We start from the raw sequence: 17,300 nt of genomic DNA, 5'->3' as shown, positions 1-17,300 counted from the left end.
ATGGGATCATGCCAGATTGAAATCCCTGCGAGAAACGAGTAGTTTTCTCTGGATCATCAAGTTTTATTTGAGGATAGGATGGCTCGTCTTCTGCCCGGGACTCGTGCCTTGAGGACGCTGGAAGCAGCGGCCCGGCACCTCAATTTCACCCGCGCCGCCGACGAGCTCGGCCTGACACCGGCCGCCGTCAGCCATCAGATCAAAGAAATCGAGGATCAACTCGGGCTGGTGCTGTTCACACGCACCAGCCGCACCATCCGGCTCACCGAGGCGGGGACGGTGCTGTTCGACGCCTCGGCCGACGCGCTCGACCTGCTTGGCCGGGCCGTTTCGCGGGCGCAAAAGCTGGCGCGCGGCACCGCCCTTTTGAAGGTAACGCTCGACGCGCAGTTCGCGTCAAAATGGCTGATGCGACGCGTCGACGATTTTCGCAAGCATCACCCCGATATCGAATTGCGATTCGACATTGCCTATGAAGTGCGGGATTTCGAACTCGATGACATCGATGTCGGCATCCGTTTCGGCGCCGGTAAATATCCGGGTCTTCGCACCCACCGGCTGTTCGACAACATCCTCATTCCGGTGTGCAGCCCGAGCCTGTTGACTTCCGGTCCGCCGCTGCGTGAGCCGCGCGACCTCTTCAATCACACGCTTGCGCATATCGAATGGTCGCGGCAAGGCGTGACATGGCCCAACTGGCGGATGTGGATGGCGGCGGCCGGCATCAATGATTTCGACGACAGCCGGACCGTCGTCTTCGGAAACTCCACGGATGCCGTCCAGGCAGCGCTCGACGGCAATGCCGTTGCGCTCGCCGATTTCGCCATGGTGGCGAACGACCTTTCCCTGGGCAGGCTGGTGCAGCCTTTCGAACTCGGCCTGCGGGTGGCGCCCGAGTTCGCCTACTTCCTGGTCTATCCCGAAAATACCGGCGACGATCCGCGCATCGTCGCCTTTCGCGAATGGATGCTCGAGGAAGTCGCCAAGACGCGGACCACGGACAAAGGGCAGTAGGGCAGTAGGGCAGTAGGGCAGTAGGGCAGTAGGGCAGTAGGGCAGTAGGGATTGCAGTCGGTGCCGTTTGCCCCTATTCCCCTACTGCCTTACTGCCCTACTCCCTTCTTGATCAGGTTGCCGCCGCGCCGAACCAGCCGATCACGGCGCCGATGATCAGCAGCACGCCGAGCCAGTGGCCGCCGTCGATGAGGGTCAGGTCCCAGCCGAAATTCTCGTAGCGATGGTTGACCGAGAGCGTCGTGGCGACGAAACCCAGCCAGAGCACAAAGCCAAAGACTAGTCCGGCGATCCATGTCGGCTCGCCGCCGGTCATCGCGCCGACGACCAGGGCCAATGTGGTGGCCATGACCAGTTCGGCGATGAAGCTGATGACGAAGGGCAGCGGCGATTTTTTCATCGTCGCCGGATCGAGCTTGGCGGCCTTCAGCCACGGCTTGCTCAGGCCCATGTACCAAGCGGCGCCGAACAGCCACGCGGCGATCGCGGCAGCGACTACCGCCAGCCAGTTCACTGCTGAAAAATCCATGAGCTCCCCCTCTGATTTGTATGTGATGGAACGCCTGTTCGGCGATCGCGTCAAGCGAACCGCCAGACCGTCGTGCGCTTGACCAGCGCATCCTCCAGCGCCCGCGTGACGGCCACCTCATAGACAGAAAGCGGCTCCAGCCCTGCCTTCGGCAGATACGACCGTCCGGGATCGCCGACGAGGATCTCGGCGCCGCGGGCCTTCAGCGTTGCGAACCATGGCATCAGCCGGTCCGCGAAAGATTTGTCGTAGAAAACATCACCGGCCAGGACCACGTCCCAACCTGCATCGGTGCCGATGCAATCCGTGCCGAGGAATTCGGTCCCGACACCGTTGATCTCGCTGTTGAGCCGGATCGCGGTGGCACAGAACGGATCGATGTCGGTTGCGATCACCTTGGCGGCACCTGCCTTGGCGGCAGCGATGGCGACGAGGCCGGAGCCGGAAGCGAAGTCGAGCACGCGCTTGCCCCGCACCGTGCCGGGATTGTCCAGGACATAGCGGGCAAGGCCCTGGCCGCCGGCCCAGGCAAAGGCCCAGAAAGGCGGTGGCAGGCCGATCTCGACCAGCTCATCCTCGGTCCGCTGCCACAAATCATGCGCTTCGTCGGCAAGATGAAGCAGGATCTCCGGCACGTGCGGCGGCGCCATCAGCGCCGTGTTGTCGAGAATGAATTGCCTCGCGCTGTTGGGCGTCAGCGCCGTCACGGAGCCGGCGTCAAGCCGCCCATGCGGCAGACTTCCTTCCATTCGGCCGGCGTCACCGGCTGCACGGAAAGCCGGCCGAGCCGCACCAGCGCCATGTCGGCAAGCCTGGGATTGGCCTTGACCTGTTCCAGCGTCGGCGGGTTCGGCACATCCCTTACGGCGCGGATGTCGACGCATTCCCAGCGCGGATCGTCCGAGGTGGTGTCGGGATGGGCAAGCGCGCAGACTTCAGCGATGCCGACGACGTTCAGCCCTTCGTTGGAATGGTAGAAGAAGCCGAGATCGCCGATCCGCATGGCCTTCATGTTGTTGCGCGCGGCGTAGTTGCGCACGCCGTCCCATTGCGTACCGGCCTTGCCCTTGGCCTTCAGCATCTCGAAGGAGAACTTGAATGGCTCGGATTTGAACAGCCAGTAGTTCATGTCTTTCTCCTCCTAGGAGTCGCGCGGCGACCGGGATTAACTAGCCGCCGGCTTGTTGAACGTCCAGTTCCACGGGCGGATTTCGACGCTTTCGAACAGCCCGGCCTTGGCGTAGGGGTCGGCCGCCGACAGAGCCTGCGCACCTGCCAGGTCGGGCGCTTCGACGACCACGAGGCTGCCATTGGGCTTGCCCTCGGCATCAAGGAACGGACCAGCGAAGGCCAGCTTCTTGTCGCCGTTCAACCCTTCGAGAAAGGCAATATGCTCGGGCCGCGTGTCGAGGCGCACCTGCAGGCTTCCGGGCTTGTCCTTGCAAATCACAGCAAACAGCATGGTTCTCTCTCCTGGTCTCGGGTTCAAGGTTGGGGATCAATCGTTGGTTTCGGTCTTCAGCGGCCGGGTCATCAAGGCCGTCACAGCCTGCCGGACGGTGATGGCACCGTCCAGTATGGCGGCGACAGCGGCAATGATCGGCGCGTCGATGTTGCGCTCGGTGGCGATGCGGGCAGCGATCGCCGCCGTCGGCACGCCTTCGGCGAGCGGCAATCCGGCAAGCGGCTTGCCTTGGCCGAGCGCCAGGCCATAGGCGAAATTGCGCGACTGGGTGGACGAGCAGGTCAGCAGCAGGTCGCCAAGGCCGGAAAGCCCCATCAGCGTTTCGGGCCTGGCGCCGAAGGCAGCGCCGATGCGGCGCAGCTCGACAAAGCCGCGCGTCACCATTGCGGCCTGGGCGCTGGCGCCGAGACCCGCGCCAGCGACAGCACCTGCGGCAATGGCGAAGACGTTCTTCAAGGCGCCGCCGATCTCGACGCCGATCAGGTCGTCGTTCGAATAGCAGCGTAGGTTTTCGGCGGAAAAGCGGGCGGCGAGATCGGCGGCCAATGCCTCGTCGCGGGCAGCGACCACAACGGCCGTCGGCAGGCCGCGGGCGACGTCGGTGGCGAAGCTCGGACCCGACAGAGCGGCAACCGGATTTAGCGGCAGGATTTCTTCGACGATCGCCGACAGCAAGGCGCCGGTCTCGCTTTCGATGCCCTTGGCACACAGAACCAGCGGGACACCGGCCGGCATCTGGTCCTTCGCTGCCGCCAGCGTAGTCCGCAGCGACTGGGCCGGCGTCACCGCCAGCACGCAGTCGGCACCGTCGAGCGCGGCCTGGATGTTGCTCGTCGCCACGATGCCGGGCTGGAGCGCAATGCCCGGCAGATAGCGTGGATTTTCGCCGCGGTCGATCGCGGCGACGGTCTCCGGGTCGCGCGCGTAAAGGCGGACGAAATGGCCGGCGCGCAGCATGGCCAAGGCCAAGGCAGTGCCCCAGGCCCCGCCGCCGAGCACGGCAACGCGCCAGCCGGTTGGCGCGGTGTCGTTGCCGCTTGCCAGCTCGTTCATGCCTTGGCTCCGCGCCGGCCGGAGCCGACCATCGGCGCCGAGATGCTGTCCAGCGGCCAGCGCGAGCGCGGCACGAAATCGAAGCCGTTCTCCTGCGCCATGCCGGCGCGCAGCCGCTCGATGCCGGCCCAGGCGATCATCGCCGCATTGTCGGTGCAAAGCTTCAGCGGTGGCGCAATGAAGGTGAAGCCGGTCTCGGCACAGAGCCGCTCCAGCATGATCTTGATCGTGCGGTTGGCGGCGACACCACCGGCAACGACGAGGGCCGGGTTTTTCGTGCCGGGAAATGTCTCGCGAAAGCGCGTCAGCGCGCGGGAGACACGGTCGGCCAGCGCATCGGCCACCGCTGCCTGGAACGAAGCGCAGATGTCGGCGACGTCCTGGTCGCTCAGCGGCGCAATGGCGCTCGCCGCCTGGCGCACGGCGGTCTTGAGGCCGGAGAAGGAGAAGTCGGGCTGGGCCGAGCCCTTCATCGGGCGCGGAAAGGCAAAGCGCGAGGCATTGCCGGCCTGTGCCGCCTTCTCGACATTCGGTCCGCCGGGATAGGCCAGGCCGAGCATCTTGGCCGTCTTGTCGAAGGCTTCGCCGAGCGCGTCGTCGATGGTCGTTGCCCAGCGCTGGTAGTCGCCGACGCCGCGCACGGCGACGATTTGCGTATGGCCGCCGGAGACCAGCAGCAAGAGATAGGGAAAGTCGAGCCCGTCGGTCAGCCTTGCGGTCAGCGCATGGCCTTCGAGGTGGTTGATGGCGATCAGCGGCTTGTTCGCCGCCGCGGCGATTGCCTTGGCGGTCATCAGCCCGACGATCAGCCCGCCGACCAGGCCGGGACCGGCGGTGGCGGCAATCGCGTCGATATCGGCGAGCGCCGTGCCCGAATCGGCAAGCGCTGCCTCGATGATGCCGTCCAGCGCCTCGACATGGGCACGCGCGGCGATTTCCGGCACGACACCGCCGAACGCGGCATGTTCCTCGATCTGGCTGAGCACGATGTTGGACAGGATTTTTGGCGCGGCGTCGCCGTCGATGGCCACCACGCTGGCGGCGGTCTCGTCACAACTCGTCTCTATGCCCAGCACGCGGATCAATTCGTCGCTGTCCCTAAAGATTGTATCATTGGGCTTTCCCCGTTAGGAGAACCCCGGAAAAGCCTCGCTTGCCGGGGGGTTATCACGGACTGCGCGCCATGCAAACAATCTTGAGAATCGGAACACGCGGCAGCCCGCTGGCGCTGGCACAGGCGCATGAAGCACAGGCGCGGCTGATGGCCGCGCATGGCATGCCGGCGGAGGCGTTCGAGGTGGTCGTCATCTCGACCAGCGGCGACCGCATCCAGGACCGGCCGCTGTCGGAAGCCGGCGGCAAGGGCCTGTTCACCAAGGAGATCGAGGAGGCGCTGCTGGCGGGCCGGATCGATATCGCCGTGCATTCGTCGAAGGACATGCCGACGCAACTGCCCGACGGTCTCGAACTCTCGGCCTTCCTGCCGCGCGAGGATGCACGCGACGCCTTTGTCGGCAAGGCGGCGAAGACGATCGCCGAACTGCCGCGCGGGGCGAAAGTCGGCTCGTCGTCGCTGCGGCGGCAAGCGCTGATCCGCCGGATGCGGCCGGATCTCGACGTGGTGATGTTCCGCGGCAATGTGCAGACGCGGCTGCGCAAGCTCGAAGAAGGCGTCGCCGCGGGCACGATCCTGGCCTATGCCGGGCTGAAGCGGCTTGGGCTCGAGCATGTCGTCACCGATCTGATACCGCTCGATGTCTTCCCGCCGGCGCCGGGGCAAGGCGCGATCTGCATCGAAACCCGTATCGGCGACCGCGATGTCGAAAAGATGCTGGCAGCCGTCCATGATGTGCCGACCGGCCAGGCGCTGGCCTGCGAGCGTGCCTTCCTGGCGGCGCTGGATGGCTCCTGCCGCACGCCGATCGCCGGCTATGCGGCGATCGCGGCCGGAAAGCTGTCTTTTGCCGGGCTGATCATCTCGCCCGACGGGACGCAATCGTACACGGTCGAGCTGCAGGGACCGGCGCAAGACGCCGCCAGCATCGGCGGTGAAGCAGCCCGGAGCGTGCGTGCCAAGGCCGGCGAAAAGTTCTTCGACGGCTGGCTCTGAAATGCTTCGCGTCCTGGTGACCAGGCCGGAACCGGGTGCTTCGCGCACTGCGCGTCGGCTTGAGGAGACGGGCTTTCAGCCGGTTCTTTTGCCCCTGACCGAAACAAAGGCGTTGCCTGTCGCCGCCGGACTGATCCCGGACAATGCCGTCGCGGTGGCCGTCACCAGCGCCAATGCCGTGCGCCATGCGCCGGAAGAAATCATCGCGACGCTCGCCGCCTTGCCTTGCCATGCGGTCGGCAAAAGGACGGCGCAAGCGGCGCGTCGAGCGGGGTTTTTGTCGGTCAGTGAAGGCCCGGGCGATGCGGAGGCGTTGGCCGACAGTCTCGCCGCCGATTTTTCTGGAAAGACGATTGTCTATCTCTGCGGGCGCGTGCGTTTTCCGGCGTTCGAACAGAGGCTCGTGACGGCGGGCGTTCGGGTCCACGCCGTCGAGACGTATGACACGCTGACAATGGGCTATCCGGACGAAGTCATCCTCGAACGCCTGTCCGGGCAACCTGCCGACGCGGTGTTGCTTTATTCAGCCAAGGCGGCGGCGGCGATGCAAATCCTGGCAAGACGGCCCGCTCTGCGCGGACTCTTCGAGAAAACATGGGTTTTTGCGCTTTCCACTCGCATCGCCGCAGCCTTCGACGGTGTCGCCAGTGAAAGGATCCGCATCGCCGCACAGCCTGACGAGGACGCATTGCTGGCGCTTTTGCAGGGGCCGCGCTGAGCCGCGTCATCACACCGCCCCTTTTCACCGCTTGGTGATGTGCTAGACCCTTTCTGAACCATCATGCGCCGCCAGGCGTTGAGACGAAGCGAATTGTGCGGAGCCCAGGCATGGTCAAGACGCCGAAGATGCGACACTCGAAAAGCCGCCGCGAGCCGGTGACCATCGATCTCGAGCCGGGCGCCGTCTCACGCATCGCCGACGAGGACGCCGCCAGGCAGGAGGCCCGGACAGACGAGGCGAAGGCCGAGGAAGCAGCGAACGCTTCGTTGCCTGAGGTTCCCGAAGAGCCGGTACACGCCGACCAGACCGATCTCGAGCCCTGGGAGCATACCGACGCCCGGGCCGAACCGGAGCAGCCGCCGGCAGCGGCGACAAAGCCCGCTAGGGAGGCCGAGATCCCCTATCCCGGATCGTCCGACGAGCCCGGATCGTCCGATGCGCCGGCCGGCAAGACCAAAGCCTATGACTACAGTTTCGAGGACGCATCGGTGAAGCGCACGCAGACCGACGGCAACAAGGCAAAACCCGAGACACGGGACGGGAAAATGGCGCCACCACCGGAAAAGCGCGGCGGCCTCAACGGCGTCGCCGCCGGCATCATCGGCGGCGTCATCGCGCTGGTCGGCGCCGGCGGGCTGCAATTTGCCGGCCTGCTCGGCGCGCCGGGTTCCGGTGCCGGCGTCTCGCTCGATAGCGTCAACGGCGACATCGCCTCGCTGAAGACCGAAATCGCCGGTTTGAAGGACGCCGGCGGCAACGGCGATGGAGCGGCGAAGATGGTCGGGCTGTCCTCGGGCCTTGAACAGGTCAAGGCCGATGTGGCGGCGCTGAAATCGGCTGTCGAGAAAGGTGGAGCAGGCGACGCGGCTGGGGTCGCCGCACTGGGCGACAAGGTCGCGCAGATCGAGACGGCGGTCGCCGCCCTCGGCAAGGCCGGCAGCTCGGCGCCGGTCGATCTCGGTCCGCTCAACGAGAAACTGGCAGGCCTCGACGCGCTGGTGAAGTCGGCCGGCGAGGCGGCGACGGCGCAGGAGGGCCGGCTGACAGCGCTGGAGCAGTCCGTGTCGCAGCTGTCCGGCAAGGTCGAGGCGGCGGCGGGACAGCCGAAGATCGCGCTTGCCATCGCGGCGTCCGCCTTGAAGGCGGCGCTGGAGCGTGGCGGGCCGTTTTCGGCCGAACTCGAAACCCTTGCAGCGATTTCGCCCGATGCGCCGCAGCTTGCGGCACTGCGCCCCTATGCCGAAAAGGGCGTTCCGACCCGCGCCGAGATCGCATCGCAGGCTGATGCCGCCGCCAATGCCATGGTCACAGCCGCGACGCCCGTCGATGAGAATGCCGGCTTCGTTCAGAGTCTTCTGTCGAGCGCCGAATCGCTGGTCAAGGTCAGGCCGATCGGCGCCGTCGAAGGCGCCGGCGCACCGGAAACCGTCGCGCGCGTGGAGGCGGCGGTCAACCAGGGCGACTACGCCAAGGCACTCAGCGAGTATGAAACGCTGCCCGAGGCCGCCAAGGCGGCTGGCGCCGACTTTGCCGGCAAGCTGAAGGCACGCATCGAGGTCGAAACCCAGGTCGATGCGCTGATCTCGGGCGCGATGAAGGCATGAGGGCAACACAATGATCCGCCTGCTCGCCTTCCTCATCGTCGTTTTCGCGCTCGGGCTGGGCTTTGCCTGGCTGGCCGACCGGCCGGGCGACATGGTCGTCACTTTCAACGGCTATCAATACCAGGTCAGCCTAATGGTGGCGGCGGTGGCCGTCGTTGCCGTGGTCGCCGCGGTGATGATCCTGTGGTGGCTGCTCAAGTCGCTGTGGAACAGTCCCTACACCATCTCGCGCTATTTCCGTGTCCGCCGCCGCGACCGTGGCTATCAGGCGCTGTCGACCGGCATGATTGCCGCCGGCGCCGGTGATGGCGCGCTGGCCCGCAAGAAGACCAAGGAAGCCGCTAAGCTGATCCGTTCCGACCAGGAGCCGCTGATCCACCTGCTGGAAGCACAGGCGTCGCTGCTCGAAGGTGATCATGAAGGCGCGCGGCAGAAGTTCGAAAGCATGCTCGACGATCCCGAGATGCGGCTGCTGGGCTTGCGCGGGCTTTATCTGGAAGCCGAACGGCTCGGCGACCGCAACGCCGCCCGACATTATGCCGGCCGTGCCGCGGTGATGGCGCCGCAGCTGGCCTGGGCGGCGGAATCGACGCTGGAAGAGCTGACCGCGCGCAGCGACTGGGACGGCGCCCTGAAACTGGTCGACGCGCAGAAATCGACACGGCAGATCGAACGCGATGCCGCCAACCGCCGCCGCGCCGTGCTGCTGACCGCCAAGGCGCAGGCGCTTGCCGACAGCGATCCCGCCGCCGCCAGGACGGCGGCGATCGAGGCCAACAAGCTCAGGCCGGACTTCGCGCCCGCCGCCGTTGCCGCCGCGGCCGCATTGTTCAAGCAGAACGATGTGCGCAAGGGCTCGAAGATACTCGAGGCGGCGTGGAAGGCCGAGCCGCATCCGGAGGTCGCCGAGCTCTATACCCATGCAAGGCTGGGCGACGCCGTGCTCGACCGCCTCAACCGGGCGAAGAAGCTGCAGGAAATGAAGAAGAACCACGCCGAGTCCTCGATGACGGTGGCGCGCGCCGCGCTCGACGCGCAGGATTATTCGACCGCCCGCCGCGAGGCCGAGGCGGCGATCCGGATGGACCGCCGCGAGGGCGCCTATCTGCTGCTCGCAGACATCGAGGAGGCCGAGACCGGCGATCAGGGCAAGGTGCGGCAGCTGCTGTCCAGGGCGGTGCGGGCGCCGCGCGATCCGGCCTGGGTCGCAGACGGCGTGGTATCGGAACGCTGGGCGCCGGTATCGCCGATCACCGGCCGGCTCGATGCCTTCGAGTGGCGCGCGCCGATGGAGCGTCTTGGCCAGTTGATCGACAGCCATGATGACATGCCAGCCGGTGCGGCGCCGGTCATCGAAGCATTGGCAAAGCCGACGAGCGAAAAAAGGCCGATCGAGGTGATCGATGATGCCGGCCCTGACATGTCGTCGAGCAAGGATGCCGAGCGCCACGAGGATCATGTCAGGCCGATCACGGCAGCGGCCTTCGCCGCGGTGCCGAGCGATGCCGAGGGTGTCGAGCCGGCCGAGGAGCTTGCGCGGTTGCCGGACGATCCCGGCGTCGATCCGGACGAGGAAGCGGAAAAATCGCCGCGCCGGTTTCGGTTGTTTTGAGTTGGGCCGGCCGTCAGGCCGTTGGGGTATGGATCTATGTTTGAACGCGTTCTGTCGTTTCTCAGGGATTTGCCGGCCGGTGCCGGCACGCGTGCCAGCACGGACGATCCGCGCATCGCCGCCTCGGCGCTGCTCTACCATGTGATGAATGCCGATGGCGTGCGCCAGGATGTCGAGTGGGAGCGGTTCAAGGCGGTGCTGGCGGAGAGCTATTCGATCAGCGGCGCCGAACTCGAAGCGCTTGCCGCCGCCGGCGAGCGGGCCGACAATGAGGCGATCGATCTCTATGCCTTCACCAGCGTCCTGAAGCGCCATCTCGATGCCGATGCGCGCAAGGCCTTCATCGGCCTGATGTGGGAAATCGTCTATGCCGACGGCGAGTTGCACGAGCTCGAGGACAACACCGTCTGGCGCGTCGCCGAGCTGATCGGCGTCGAACGCCATGATCGCGTCGAGGCGCGCCGCAAGGCGGCGGCGCACGCGCCGGGCGCCACCGGAACATCGAGCGACGAATAGGATCTTCGCTTCCCATGCCGCGCCAAACGAGTTCGAAGCCAAAGATCCTGATCGTGCTGCATCAGGAGAGTTCGAGCCCGGGACGTGTCGGACACATGTTGCTGGAAGAAGGGTTCGATCTCGATATCCGCCGGCCGCCGCTTGGCGACGCCTTGCCCGAAACACTGGACGACCACGCCGGCACGGTGGTGTTCGGCGGCCCGATGAGCGCCAATGACGAGGACGAGTTCGTTCGCCGCGAGACCAACTGGCTGGAAATACCGCTGAGGGAGAACCGGCCATGTCTCGGCATCTGTCTCGGCGCGCAGATGCTGGTCAACTGTCTCGGCGGTAAGGTCGAGGGTCACGGTGAAGGGCTGGTCGAGGTCGGCTGGTATCCCCTGAAGGCGACCGAAGCCGGCAAGCAACTGATGCACTGGCCGGAGATGGTCTACCAGTTCCACCGCGAGGGTTTTTCGCTGCCCAGGGACGCGACGCTGCTGGCGACCGCCGAAACCTATCCCAACCAGGCCTTCCGCTACGGCGACAATGCCTGGGGCATCCAGTTCCACGGCGAACTGACCAGGGTGATGATGCAGCGCTGGGTGGTGCGCGGCGCGCATCGCTTCGAATTGCCCGGCGCCCAGCCCGGCCGCGACCATCTCGGCGGCCGGCTGATCTGGGACATGCATCTCAAGCGCTGGCTGGACGAGTTCCTGCGGATGATTTTCGGCAAGCCGAGCGATAGCTAATGCATGTCGCCCAAAAGTGACCTCTGTGTTGGGAAGACGACATGCATAAAACAAAGATCTAAAGCGCGGCGCGTGAATCTGTTTCGACGCGACGCCTTTTAAGGTTCGAGCACCGGCCGCAGGAAGCTGCGCTCGTAGCTGAGAATGCTGCGATTGCGTTTTTCCATTTCAAACACTTCCTGGCATTCCGGGTCGGCAGCCATACGCTTGCGATAGTCCTCGTAGGCGGCGAGGCTCGGGAAGCTGAACATGGCAAAAGCGACATTGTTAGCCCCCTCGCTCGGAAGGAAATAGCCGTGATGGTTTCCGCCGAGGCGGTTGACCAGGCCTATCCAGCGACGGCCATAGTCTTCGAACTCGGCAAGCTTGTAGGGGTCGATGACATATTTCAGGTAGCAAGTGATCATGGGAGCTCCTGTGTATAGGCGAGGCATGTCGGCTGTCAGCCGTAAGAGATCAGTTGCGTCCGTTGAGGTGGCGCACCTTGCGCAGTTGCGGGAACAGCACCATCCACAGGCCCGCGACGGCGATGGCGCCGATGCCGCCGATCACCACGGCCGGCACCGTGCCGATCAGTGCGGCCATCGTGCCGGCGCGGAATTCGCCGACCTCGTTGGAGGCTCCGACAAAGACCTGGTTGACGGCGTTGACGCGGCCGCGCACCTCGTCGGGCGTCCACAGCTGGATCAGGGTCTCCCTGATGTAGACGCTGAACATATCGGTGGCGCCAAGGAAGACCAGCGCCACGATCGACAGCCAGGTGATGGTGGAAAGGCCGAACAGCACGGTGAAGGCGCCGAACGAGGCGGCGGCGGCCAGCATGATCATGCCCGCGTGGTTGCGGAGCGGATGCCCGGCCAGCCAGATGGCGACGCAAATGGCGCCGATGCTGGGCGCCGATCGCAGCAGGCCGAGACCCCAGGGGCCGAGCTGGAGGATGTCGCGCGCATAGACCGGCAGCAGCGCCGAGGCGCCGGACAGGAGCACGGCGAACAGATCGAGCGAGATGGCGCCGAGCACGATCTTCTCGCTCCAGATGTAGCTGAACCCGCCGAGCAGGTGCTGCATCGTCGGCTTGTCCGACTCGGTGCGCTGCGACGGCTTCGGGATGGTGAAGATCAGCAGCCCGGACACGAGCATCAGGACGGCCGCGGTTCCGTAGGCCGCTTCCGGCGACACGCCGTAGAGCAGGCCGCCGGCTACCGGGCCGACGATGGTCGCCGTCTGCCAGGCCGATGAATTCCAGGCGATGGCGTTGGCGAAATCCTGAGGCGGCACCAGATTGGCGAACAGCGAGGCGGAGGCCGGACCGAAAAAGGCGCGGGCGACGCCGAACATGGCCAGCACGCAGAAGATCGGCAGCGGCCCGCTGATGCCGCGCAGCGTCAGGAACAGCAGCGCCAGCGCGCACATCGCCTCCACCACGACCGCCAGCGCCATGATCAGGCGGCGGCCGAAGCGATCAGCGACGACGCCGGTGACCAGCACCAGAAGCAGCGACGGCAGGAACTGGACGATGCCGACAAGGCCGAGATCGAGCGGGTCGCGGGTCAAATCGTACATCTGCCAGCCGACCGCGACAGACACGATCATGGTGGCGAATGTGGTGAGGAAACGCGCCGCCCAATAGCTCAGGAAGGAGCGATGGCGAAACGCGGCATAGCGCTGGTCCGGCGATATCTGTTCTGCTGTCATGATTTAAGAGGCCCCGTTGCAGTGACGTCAGCTGGCGGGGCACTTCCACGATGGGCGCTGGTCCGGCTGGCGGAACTTTTTAGCTCAGTTCGCAGCGGATATGCGTCAAAATCAGTGCTGGATCAAGGAATTTTCAGCCCGTTTCATCGCCGGCACGCGGTAGTTACTGCCGCAGCGCGGCGGAGATGGCATCAAGGCCGCCGCGCAATTCGGCTTCCGTCGGCCAGCCAAAGCCGACGCGGAAGAAGCGCTTCTCCATCTCGAACCAGTGGCCGGGCCCGACATAGGTGCCATGGTTTTCCAGCAGGTTCACATAGAACCGGTCGAGGTCGAAGCCAGGTTTGACATCGAGGCGCGGGAAGCCGACGACGCCACCTTCGGGCCGCACCCAGTCGACCAGCGGTTCGCGATCGATCCAGGCCTGGACGATGTCGCGGCGCCCCGCCATTTCGGGCAGCAATGTCGCCAGGAAGACGTCCCGGCGTTCGAGCATGCCGCGGGCGATGCCTTCGTCGATGACGCTGCCGCAGATGCCGATCTGCTCCTTGGCGGCGAGGAATTTTTCCTGAAGCTCAGCGTCCCTGGTGATCAGCCAACCGATGCGGATACCGGGAATGCCGAAGGCCTTGGACAATGACGAGACGCTGATCGCCTTCGGGCTCAGCGAGGCAGCCGTCGGCAGCCGCCGGCCGTAGGAAAGGTCGCGATAGGTCTCGTCGACCAGCAGACGGCAGTTGCTGCTTTCGGCAAGCGCCACCAGGGCATCGAGTTCAGCTCGGCTCATCATCGTGCCGGTCGGGTTGTGCGGGCAGGTGACGCTGATCAGCTTCGTGTCCGGCCGCATCGCCGCCTTGACGCGCTCGACATCGATGGCGAAGCCTTCCTCGAAGGCCAGGTCGACAAAGCTGATGGCGCAGCCGATCGCCCTTGGGGTTTCGATGTTGGTGGCGTAGTTGGGCCTGATGACGACGATATGGTCATTGGCCGACAAAAGCGAGGTCGAGATGATGAACAGCGCACCCGCGGCACCGGCGGTGACCAGGACATCATCCGGCGAAATGCCGGCATCCTGCGCCGAGATCAGGGCACGCAACTGCTTGTCGCCGCGATGCTCGCCATAGAAAAGCGTGAGATCAGGCAGCGACAGGCCGATGTCGGAGAGCTTCTGGTCGGCGATCGAACTTTCCGAAAGATTGTAGCGGATACGGTCGTAGCCGTATTCTTCCGGCGCTTCTTTCTCGATCACCATCCTGGTGTAGTTCATGGCTCGCTCCCCAAGGCCCCGTCCGTCCATCCAAGCCATAAAAACATGAAGCCTGCCAAGGCGGATTCGCCGGCAGGCTTCTGTTCCAGTCGTCCTAACTGTTGGCGCAGGACTGAACTAGGTCTTTGCTTTAGGCAGGTCGTTGTCCCAAAACCGCTGCGCACTTTTGGGCGACATGCCTCAGGCCGAGGCCTTGGCCTTCCTGCCCTTGGCGGGTGCCTTCACGGGGGCCGCCTTGCGGCCGAGGCCGATCGATTTCGCCAGCAGCGAACGCGAGGCCGCGTAGTTGGGAGCGACCATCGGATAGTCCGACGGCAAGCCCCATTTGGCGCGATAGGCGTCCGGCGTCAGGCCGAAATGCACGCCCAGGTGACGCTTCAGCGATTTGAACTTCTTGCCGTCTTCGAGGCAGATGATGAAATCGGGCGTCACCGACTTCTTGGGGTTGACCGCCGGGACCAAGGGGGCAGCCACCGGGACCGCAGGCTTGCCGAGCCCGTTTATCGAGGCGCTGACGCTGGCGATGAGGTCGGCCAGGCCGGAGGCGGGCAAGCGGTTCTTCTCGACGTAAGCGGACACGATGTGAGCGGTCAGCTCGAGCAGATCGATGTCTTTACGGGCACTGTTGCTATCGTCGGTCACTCTATTTCTCCGTCTACAGCGAATGACCTGAAAATCGGATTCGACTTCCGGAAAGGATCATGCGCGAAATCAAAATGCTATGGCGTCCTTCGTGCGTCCACGGGACGAATGGCGTTGGTGTAGCGCGGAATTCCTAGTCGGCAAATCTGCGTATTGCAACGACTTGATGGCATATCACACGTTATTTTGAACAACTATATTAAACAATAACAGTATCAGACTATCAGCGCCTTGTCGCGCCACAAACGAAACCCGCCTTCGAAGGCGCGTGTGTTGTCGCCGCGCCTGGAGTCGGCGGGCAATTCATCGAGCTTGTCGACGTTGCCGCCGCCAATCACGACATAGTCCGGCTGCATGGCGGCACGGAGCCGGTCGACGACGTCGAAGACGTATTTGCGCCATTTCTTCTTGCCGCGCTTTTCCAGGCCGCGTTCGCCGACATAATCCTCGAAACTCCTGCCCTTCTTGTAGGGCAAATGCGCGAGTTCCATCGGTTGGGCGACGTTGTCGGCAATCATCGCCGCACCGAGACCGGTGCCGAGCCCGAGGAACAGCATACGCCCGCCCTCGTAGCTGCCGATGGCCTGCATCAGCGCATCATTGACCACTTTCACCGGTTTGCCGAACGCACCCGCAAAGTCGAATCCAGCCCAGCCCGTGCCGAGATTGGCGGGGTCGGCGAGCGGCCTGTTGTGGTTGACCGGGCCGGGATAGCCCATCGAGACGACGTCGTAGGACAGGCCTTCGGCGAGCTTGTTGACCGTATCGATCATCTGCCGCGGCGTCAGGTCGGGCCCCGAATCGGCGCGGCGCTCCGCGCCGCCGGCACTGGTGAGGATCTTGACGTGCGAGCCGCCGATGTCGATCGTGAGCACGATTTTTTCAGTGTCCGGCTTCTCGGTGCCCGATGCTGGTTGCTTCACTTTCTTGGCCATCGTGTGGTCCTCTCACTTCACCGGATCGATCCAGCCATTGGGCGGCCCGAACCCGGCCATGACGTCCGCGGGTCCCCATGTGAGCGGCTCGTAGAGATGCGGCGGCGTGGTGTCGCCAAGCACCGGACCGACGATGCGCCAGGCCAGTTCGCTGGCGTCCTGGCGGGTGAACAGCTGGCCGTTGCCGTTCATGGCATCACCGATCAGCCGCTCGTAGGGCGGCATGTCGCTTTTGCTGTCGTCGAGCGCCGTCAATTCCACCTGCTCGCCGATCATGTCGTCGCCCGGCGCCTTGCGCTGTGCTCCGATGGCGATCACCACCTGCGGGTCGATGCGGAAGCGGACGTAGTTCTGGTCGGCGGGCTTGATCGGATCGAAGACATCGAGCGGCGGCCGCTTCAGCCGCACCACCACTTCGGTGACGTGCACCGGCATGTTCTTGCCGGCGCGGATGAAAAACGGCACGTCCTGCCAGCGCCAGGTGTCGACGAAGAAACGCACCGCCGCGAAGGTCTCGACCGGCGAGTTCGGCGCCACGCCCGGTTCGGCGAGATAGCCGGTGAACTGGCCACGCACGACATCGTCTTTTGTCAGCGTCCTGATCGCGCGCAGCACTTGCACCTTCTCGTCGATCAGATCGTCGGCGGAACGGCCGACAGGCGGCTCCATGGCAAGCAGCAACAGGATGTTGAGCAGATGGTTCTCGATGACATCCCTGATGCAGCCGACATCGTCATAGAAACGGCCACGTCCCTCGACGCCGAAATCCTCGGCCATGGTGATCTGCACGCTTTCGACGTAGTTGCGGTTCCAGATCGGCTCGAGGAAGGAATTGGCGAAGCGGAAATAGAGCAGGTTCTGGATCGCTTCCTTGCCCAGATAATGGTCGATACGGAAGATCGACTGTTCGTCGAACACCAGATGCAGGACGCGGTTCAGCCAGCGCGCCGATTGCAGATCGTGACCGAAGGGCTTTTCCACCATCAGCCGCGCGCCATGCGCGGTGCCTGATTGCTCCAGCCCCTGGACGACGGTCTCGAACATGGTCGGCGGCACCGCCATGTAGTGCAGCGGCCGCTGTGCGGTGCCGAGCGCGCTCTTCAGTTTCTCGAACGTCGCTCCATCGCGGTAGTCGCCGCTGACGTAGCGCAGCAGCGAGGCGAATTTGGCGAACGCTTTTTCGTCGATCTTGCCGAGCGCATTGATGATGCCGTCGCGGGCGCGCGCCTGCAATTGCTTGAGGTCCCAGGCATCGAAGGCAACGCCGATCACCGGTTCGGTGAGCGTGCCCTTGGCGACCATCTGGTAAAGGGCTGGAAATATCTTCTTGTGGGCGAGGTCGCCGGTTGCCCCGAAGAGCACCAGCGTGTCGGATCGTTCCTGGCTCATGCGCGTGTCTTTCCCCGTGT

19 protein-coding genes are annotated in these 17,300 nt (G+C 64.7%); 7 read left to right on the top strand and 12 right to left on the bottom strand.

What is annotated here, in order from left to right; all coding sequences use genetic code 11:
* Positions 1-78 precede the first annotated feature (78 nt).
* Complete coding sequence (gene gcvA, locus NKI66_RS02310; protein WP_023811236.1) at positions 79-1,014, top strand: transcriptional regulator GcvA; 936 nt, start codon at positions 79-81, stop codon at positions 1,012-1,014.
* Positions 1,015-1,126: 112 nt separating this feature from the next.
* On the opposite strand, the gene NKI66_RS02305 is transcribed toward gcvA, so the two are convergent.
* Genes NKI66_RS02305 through tsaD form a run of 6 tightly spaced genes read right to left on the bottom strand, consistent with a single transcriptional unit; the run spans position 1,127 to position 5,143 of the window.
* Positions 1,127-1,543 (bottom strand): DUF1761 domain-containing protein, encoded by a 417-nt coding sequence (locus tag NKI66_RS02305; protein ID WP_023811235.1) that lies wholly within the window; start codon positions 1,541-1,543, stop codon positions 1,127-1,129.
* A 50-nt stretch (positions 1,544-1,593) separates the two neighbouring features.
* The gene (locus NKI66_RS02300) at positions 1,594-2,292 is read right to left on the bottom strand and encodes a class I SAM-dependent methyltransferase (RefSeq protein ID WP_352750689.1); all 699 of its coding nucleotides are present in this window, start codon (positions 2,290-2,292) and stop codon (positions 1,594-1,596) included.
* Positions 2,247-2,672: an EVE domain-containing protein gene (locus NKI66_RS02295; protein WP_352722588.1), complete on the bottom strand. Its 426-nt coding sequence runs from the start codon at positions 2,670-2,672 to the stop codon at positions 2,247-2,249. Before NKI66_RS02295 ends, NKI66_RS02300 begins: the two co-directional genes overlap by 46 nt.
* A gap of 36 nt (positions 2,673-2,708) precedes the next feature.
* Positions 2,709-3,005, bottom strand: coding sequence for a YciI-like protein (locus NKI66_RS02290; RefSeq protein WP_127296565.1), 297 nt, complete (start codon positions 3,003-3,005; stop codon positions 2,709-2,711).
* A gap of 36 nt (positions 3,006-3,041) precedes the next feature.
* Positions 3,042-4,061, bottom strand: coding sequence for an NAD(P)H-dependent glycerol-3-phosphate dehydrogenase (locus tag NKI66_RS02285; RefSeq protein ID WP_352555151.1), 1,020 nt, complete (start codon positions 4,059-4,061; stop codon positions 3,042-3,044).
* The gene (tsaD, locus tag NKI66_RS02280; protein WP_196815327.1) at positions 4,058-5,143 is read right to left on the bottom strand and encodes a tRNA (adenosine(37)-N6)-threonylcarbamoyltransferase complex transferase subunit TsaD; all 1,086 of its coding nucleotides are present in this window, start codon (positions 5,141-5,143) and stop codon (positions 4,058-4,060) included. The genes NKI66_RS02285 and tsaD overlap by 4 nt, the downstream gene beginning before the upstream one ends.
* A gap of 101 nt (positions 5,144-5,244) precedes the next feature.
* Between tsaD and hemC the strand changes: the two genes are divergently transcribed.
* From hemC to NKI66_RS02250, 6 genes are all read left to right on the top strand, one after another.
* Positions 5,245-6,171, top strand: coding sequence for a hydroxymethylbilane synthase (gene hemC / locus NKI66_RS02275; RefSeq protein WP_352750687.1), 927 nt, complete (start codon positions 5,245-5,247; stop codon positions 6,169-6,171).
* Between the two features lies 1 nt (position 6,172).
* Entirely contained in the window at positions 6,173-6,889 is a 717-nt protein-coding gene (locus NKI66_RS02270) for a uroporphyrinogen-III synthase (protein WP_352750685.1), read from the top strand.
* A 110-nt stretch (positions 6,890-6,999) separates the two neighbouring features.
* The gene (locus tag NKI66_RS02265) at positions 7,000-8,496 is read left to right on the top strand and encodes a COG4223 family protein (protein WP_023811227.1); all 1,497 of its coding nucleotides are present in this window, start codon (positions 7,000-7,002) and stop codon (positions 8,494-8,496) included.
* A gap of 10 nt (positions 8,497-8,506) precedes the next feature.
* Complete coding sequence (locus tag NKI66_RS02260) at positions 8,507-10,108, top strand: heme biosynthesis protein HemY (RefSeq protein WP_352750683.1); 1,602 nt, start codon at positions 8,507-8,509, stop codon at positions 10,106-10,108.
* Positions 10,109-10,144: 36 nt separating this feature from the next.
* A complete protein-coding gene (locus NKI66_RS02255) occupies positions 10,145-10,624 on the top strand; it encodes a tellurite resistance TerB family protein (protein WP_023811225.1) in 480 nt (159 codons plus the stop codon).
* A gap of 14 nt (positions 10,625-10,638) precedes the next feature.
* Entirely contained in the window at positions 10,639-11,355 is a 717-nt protein-coding gene (locus NKI66_RS02250; RefSeq protein WP_023811224.1) for a glutamine amidotransferase, read from the top strand.
* A gap of 98 nt (positions 11,356-11,453) precedes the next feature.
* On the opposite strand, the gene NKI66_RS02245 is transcribed toward NKI66_RS02250, so the two are convergent.
* From NKI66_RS02245 to zwf, 6 genes are all read right to left on the bottom strand, one after another.
* Complete coding sequence (locus NKI66_RS02245; protein ID WP_023811223.1) at positions 11,454-11,762, bottom strand: NIPSNAP family protein; 309 nt, start codon at positions 11,760-11,762, stop codon at positions 11,454-11,456.
* Between the two features lie 49 nt (positions 11,763-11,811).
* Positions 11,812-13,050, bottom strand: coding sequence for an MFS transporter (locus tag NKI66_RS02240; RefSeq protein WP_023811222.1), 1,239 nt, complete (start codon positions 13,048-13,050; stop codon positions 11,812-11,814).
* 163 nt (positions 13,051-13,213) lie between these two features.
* Positions 13,214-14,314: an aminotransferase class I/II-fold pyridoxal phosphate-dependent enzyme gene (locus NKI66_RS02235; protein WP_352750680.1), complete on the bottom strand. Its 1,101-nt coding sequence runs from the start codon at positions 14,312-14,314 to the stop codon at positions 13,214-13,216.
* Positions 14,315-14,494: 180 nt separating this feature from the next.
* On the bottom strand, positions 14,495-14,956 hold the full coding sequence (locus NKI66_RS02230) for a Ros/MucR family transcriptional regulator (protein ID WP_023811220.1): 462 nt from the start codon (positions 14,954-14,956) through the stop codon (positions 14,495-14,497).
* 215 nt (positions 14,957-15,171) lie between these two features.
* Positions 15,172-15,891, bottom strand: coding sequence for an ROK family protein (locus NKI66_RS02225; RefSeq protein WP_352750679.1), 720 nt, complete (start codon positions 15,889-15,891; stop codon positions 15,172-15,174).
* Between the two features lie 12 nt (positions 15,892-15,903).
* A complete protein-coding gene (gene zwf / locus NKI66_RS02220) occupies positions 15,904-17,280 on the bottom strand; it encodes a glucose-6-phosphate dehydrogenase (RefSeq protein WP_352750678.1) in 1,377 nt (458 codons plus the stop codon).
* Positions 17,281-17,300 lie beyond the last annotated feature (20 nt).

It is taken from the genome of Mesorhizobium sp. M0518 (assembly GCF_040321125.1).
Taxonomy (GTDB): Bacteria; Pseudomonadota; Alphaproteobacteria; order Rhizobiales; family Rhizobiaceae; genus Mesorhizobium.
Note: the sequence above shows the minus strand (reverse complement) of the source record. Positions and strands in the feature narration are given on the sequence as shown.

Excerpts from the sequence above, each read along its gene's own strand:
- NKI66_RS02270 (WP_352750685.1), top strand. The coding sequence starts at position 6,173 with ATGCTTCGCGTCCTGGTGACCAGGCCGGAACCGGGTGCTTCGCGCACT.
- NKI66_RS02245 (WP_023811223.1), bottom strand. The coding sequence starts at position 11,762 with ATGATCACTTGCTACCTGAAATATGTCATCGACCCCTACAAGCTTGCC.
- NKI66_RS02240 (WP_023811222.1), bottom strand. The coding sequence starts at position 13,050 with ATGACAGCAGAACAGATATCGCCGGACCAGCGCTATGCCGCGTTTCGC.
- NKI66_RS02290 (WP_127296565.1), bottom strand. The coding sequence starts at position 3,005 with ATGCTGTTTGCTGTGATTTGCAAGGACAAGCCCGGAAGCCTGCAGGTG.
- NKI66_RS02225 (WP_352750679.1), bottom strand. The coding sequence starts at position 15,891 with ATGGCCAAGAAAGTGAAGCAACCAGCATCGGGCACCGAGAAGCCGGAC.
- gcvA (WP_023811236.1), top strand. The coding sequence starts at position 79 with ATGGCTCGTCTTCTGCCCGGGACTCGTGCCTTGAGGACGCTGGAAGCA.
- zwf (WP_352750678.1), bottom strand. The coding sequence starts at position 17,280 with ATGAGCCAGGAACGATCCGACACGCTGGTGCTCTTCGGGGCAACCGGC.
- NKI66_RS02300 (WP_352750689.1), bottom strand. The coding sequence starts at position 2,292 with ATGGAAGGAAGTCTGCCGCATGGGCGGCTTGACGCCGGCTCCGTGACG.
- NKI66_RS02260 (WP_352750683.1), top strand. The coding sequence starts at position 8,507 with ATGATCCGCCTGCTCGCCTTCCTCATCGTCGTTTTCGCGCTCGGGCTG.
- NKI66_RS02235 (WP_352750680.1), bottom strand. The coding sequence starts at position 14,314 with ATGAACTACACCAGGATGGTGATCGAGAAAGAAGCGCCGGAAGAATAC.
- NKI66_RS02295 (WP_352722588.1), bottom strand. The coding sequence starts at position 2,672 with ATGAACTACTGGCTGTTCAAATCCGAGCCATTCAAGTTCTCCTTCGAG.
- NKI66_RS02285 (WP_352555151.1), bottom strand. The coding sequence starts at position 4,061 with ATGAACGAGCTGGCAAGCGGCAACGACACCGCGCCAACCGGCTGGCGC.
- hemC (WP_352750687.1), top strand. The coding sequence starts at position 5,245 with ATGCAAACAATCTTGAGAATCGGAACACGCGGCAGCCCGCTGGCGCTG.
- NKI66_RS02255 (WP_023811225.1), top strand. The coding sequence starts at position 10,145 with ATGTTTGAACGCGTTCTGTCGTTTCTCAGGGATTTGCCGGCCGGTGCC.
- NKI66_RS02305 (WP_023811235.1), bottom strand. The coding sequence starts at position 1,543 with ATGGATTTTTCAGCAGTGAACTGGCTGGCGGTAGTCGCTGCCGCGATC.
- NKI66_RS02265 (WP_023811227.1), top strand. The coding sequence starts at position 7,000 with ATGGTCAAGACGCCGAAGATGCGACACTCGAAAAGCCGCCGCGAGCCG.
- NKI66_RS02250 (WP_023811224.1), top strand. The coding sequence starts at position 10,639 with ATGCCGCGCCAAACGAGTTCGAAGCCAAAGATCCTGATCGTGCTGCAT.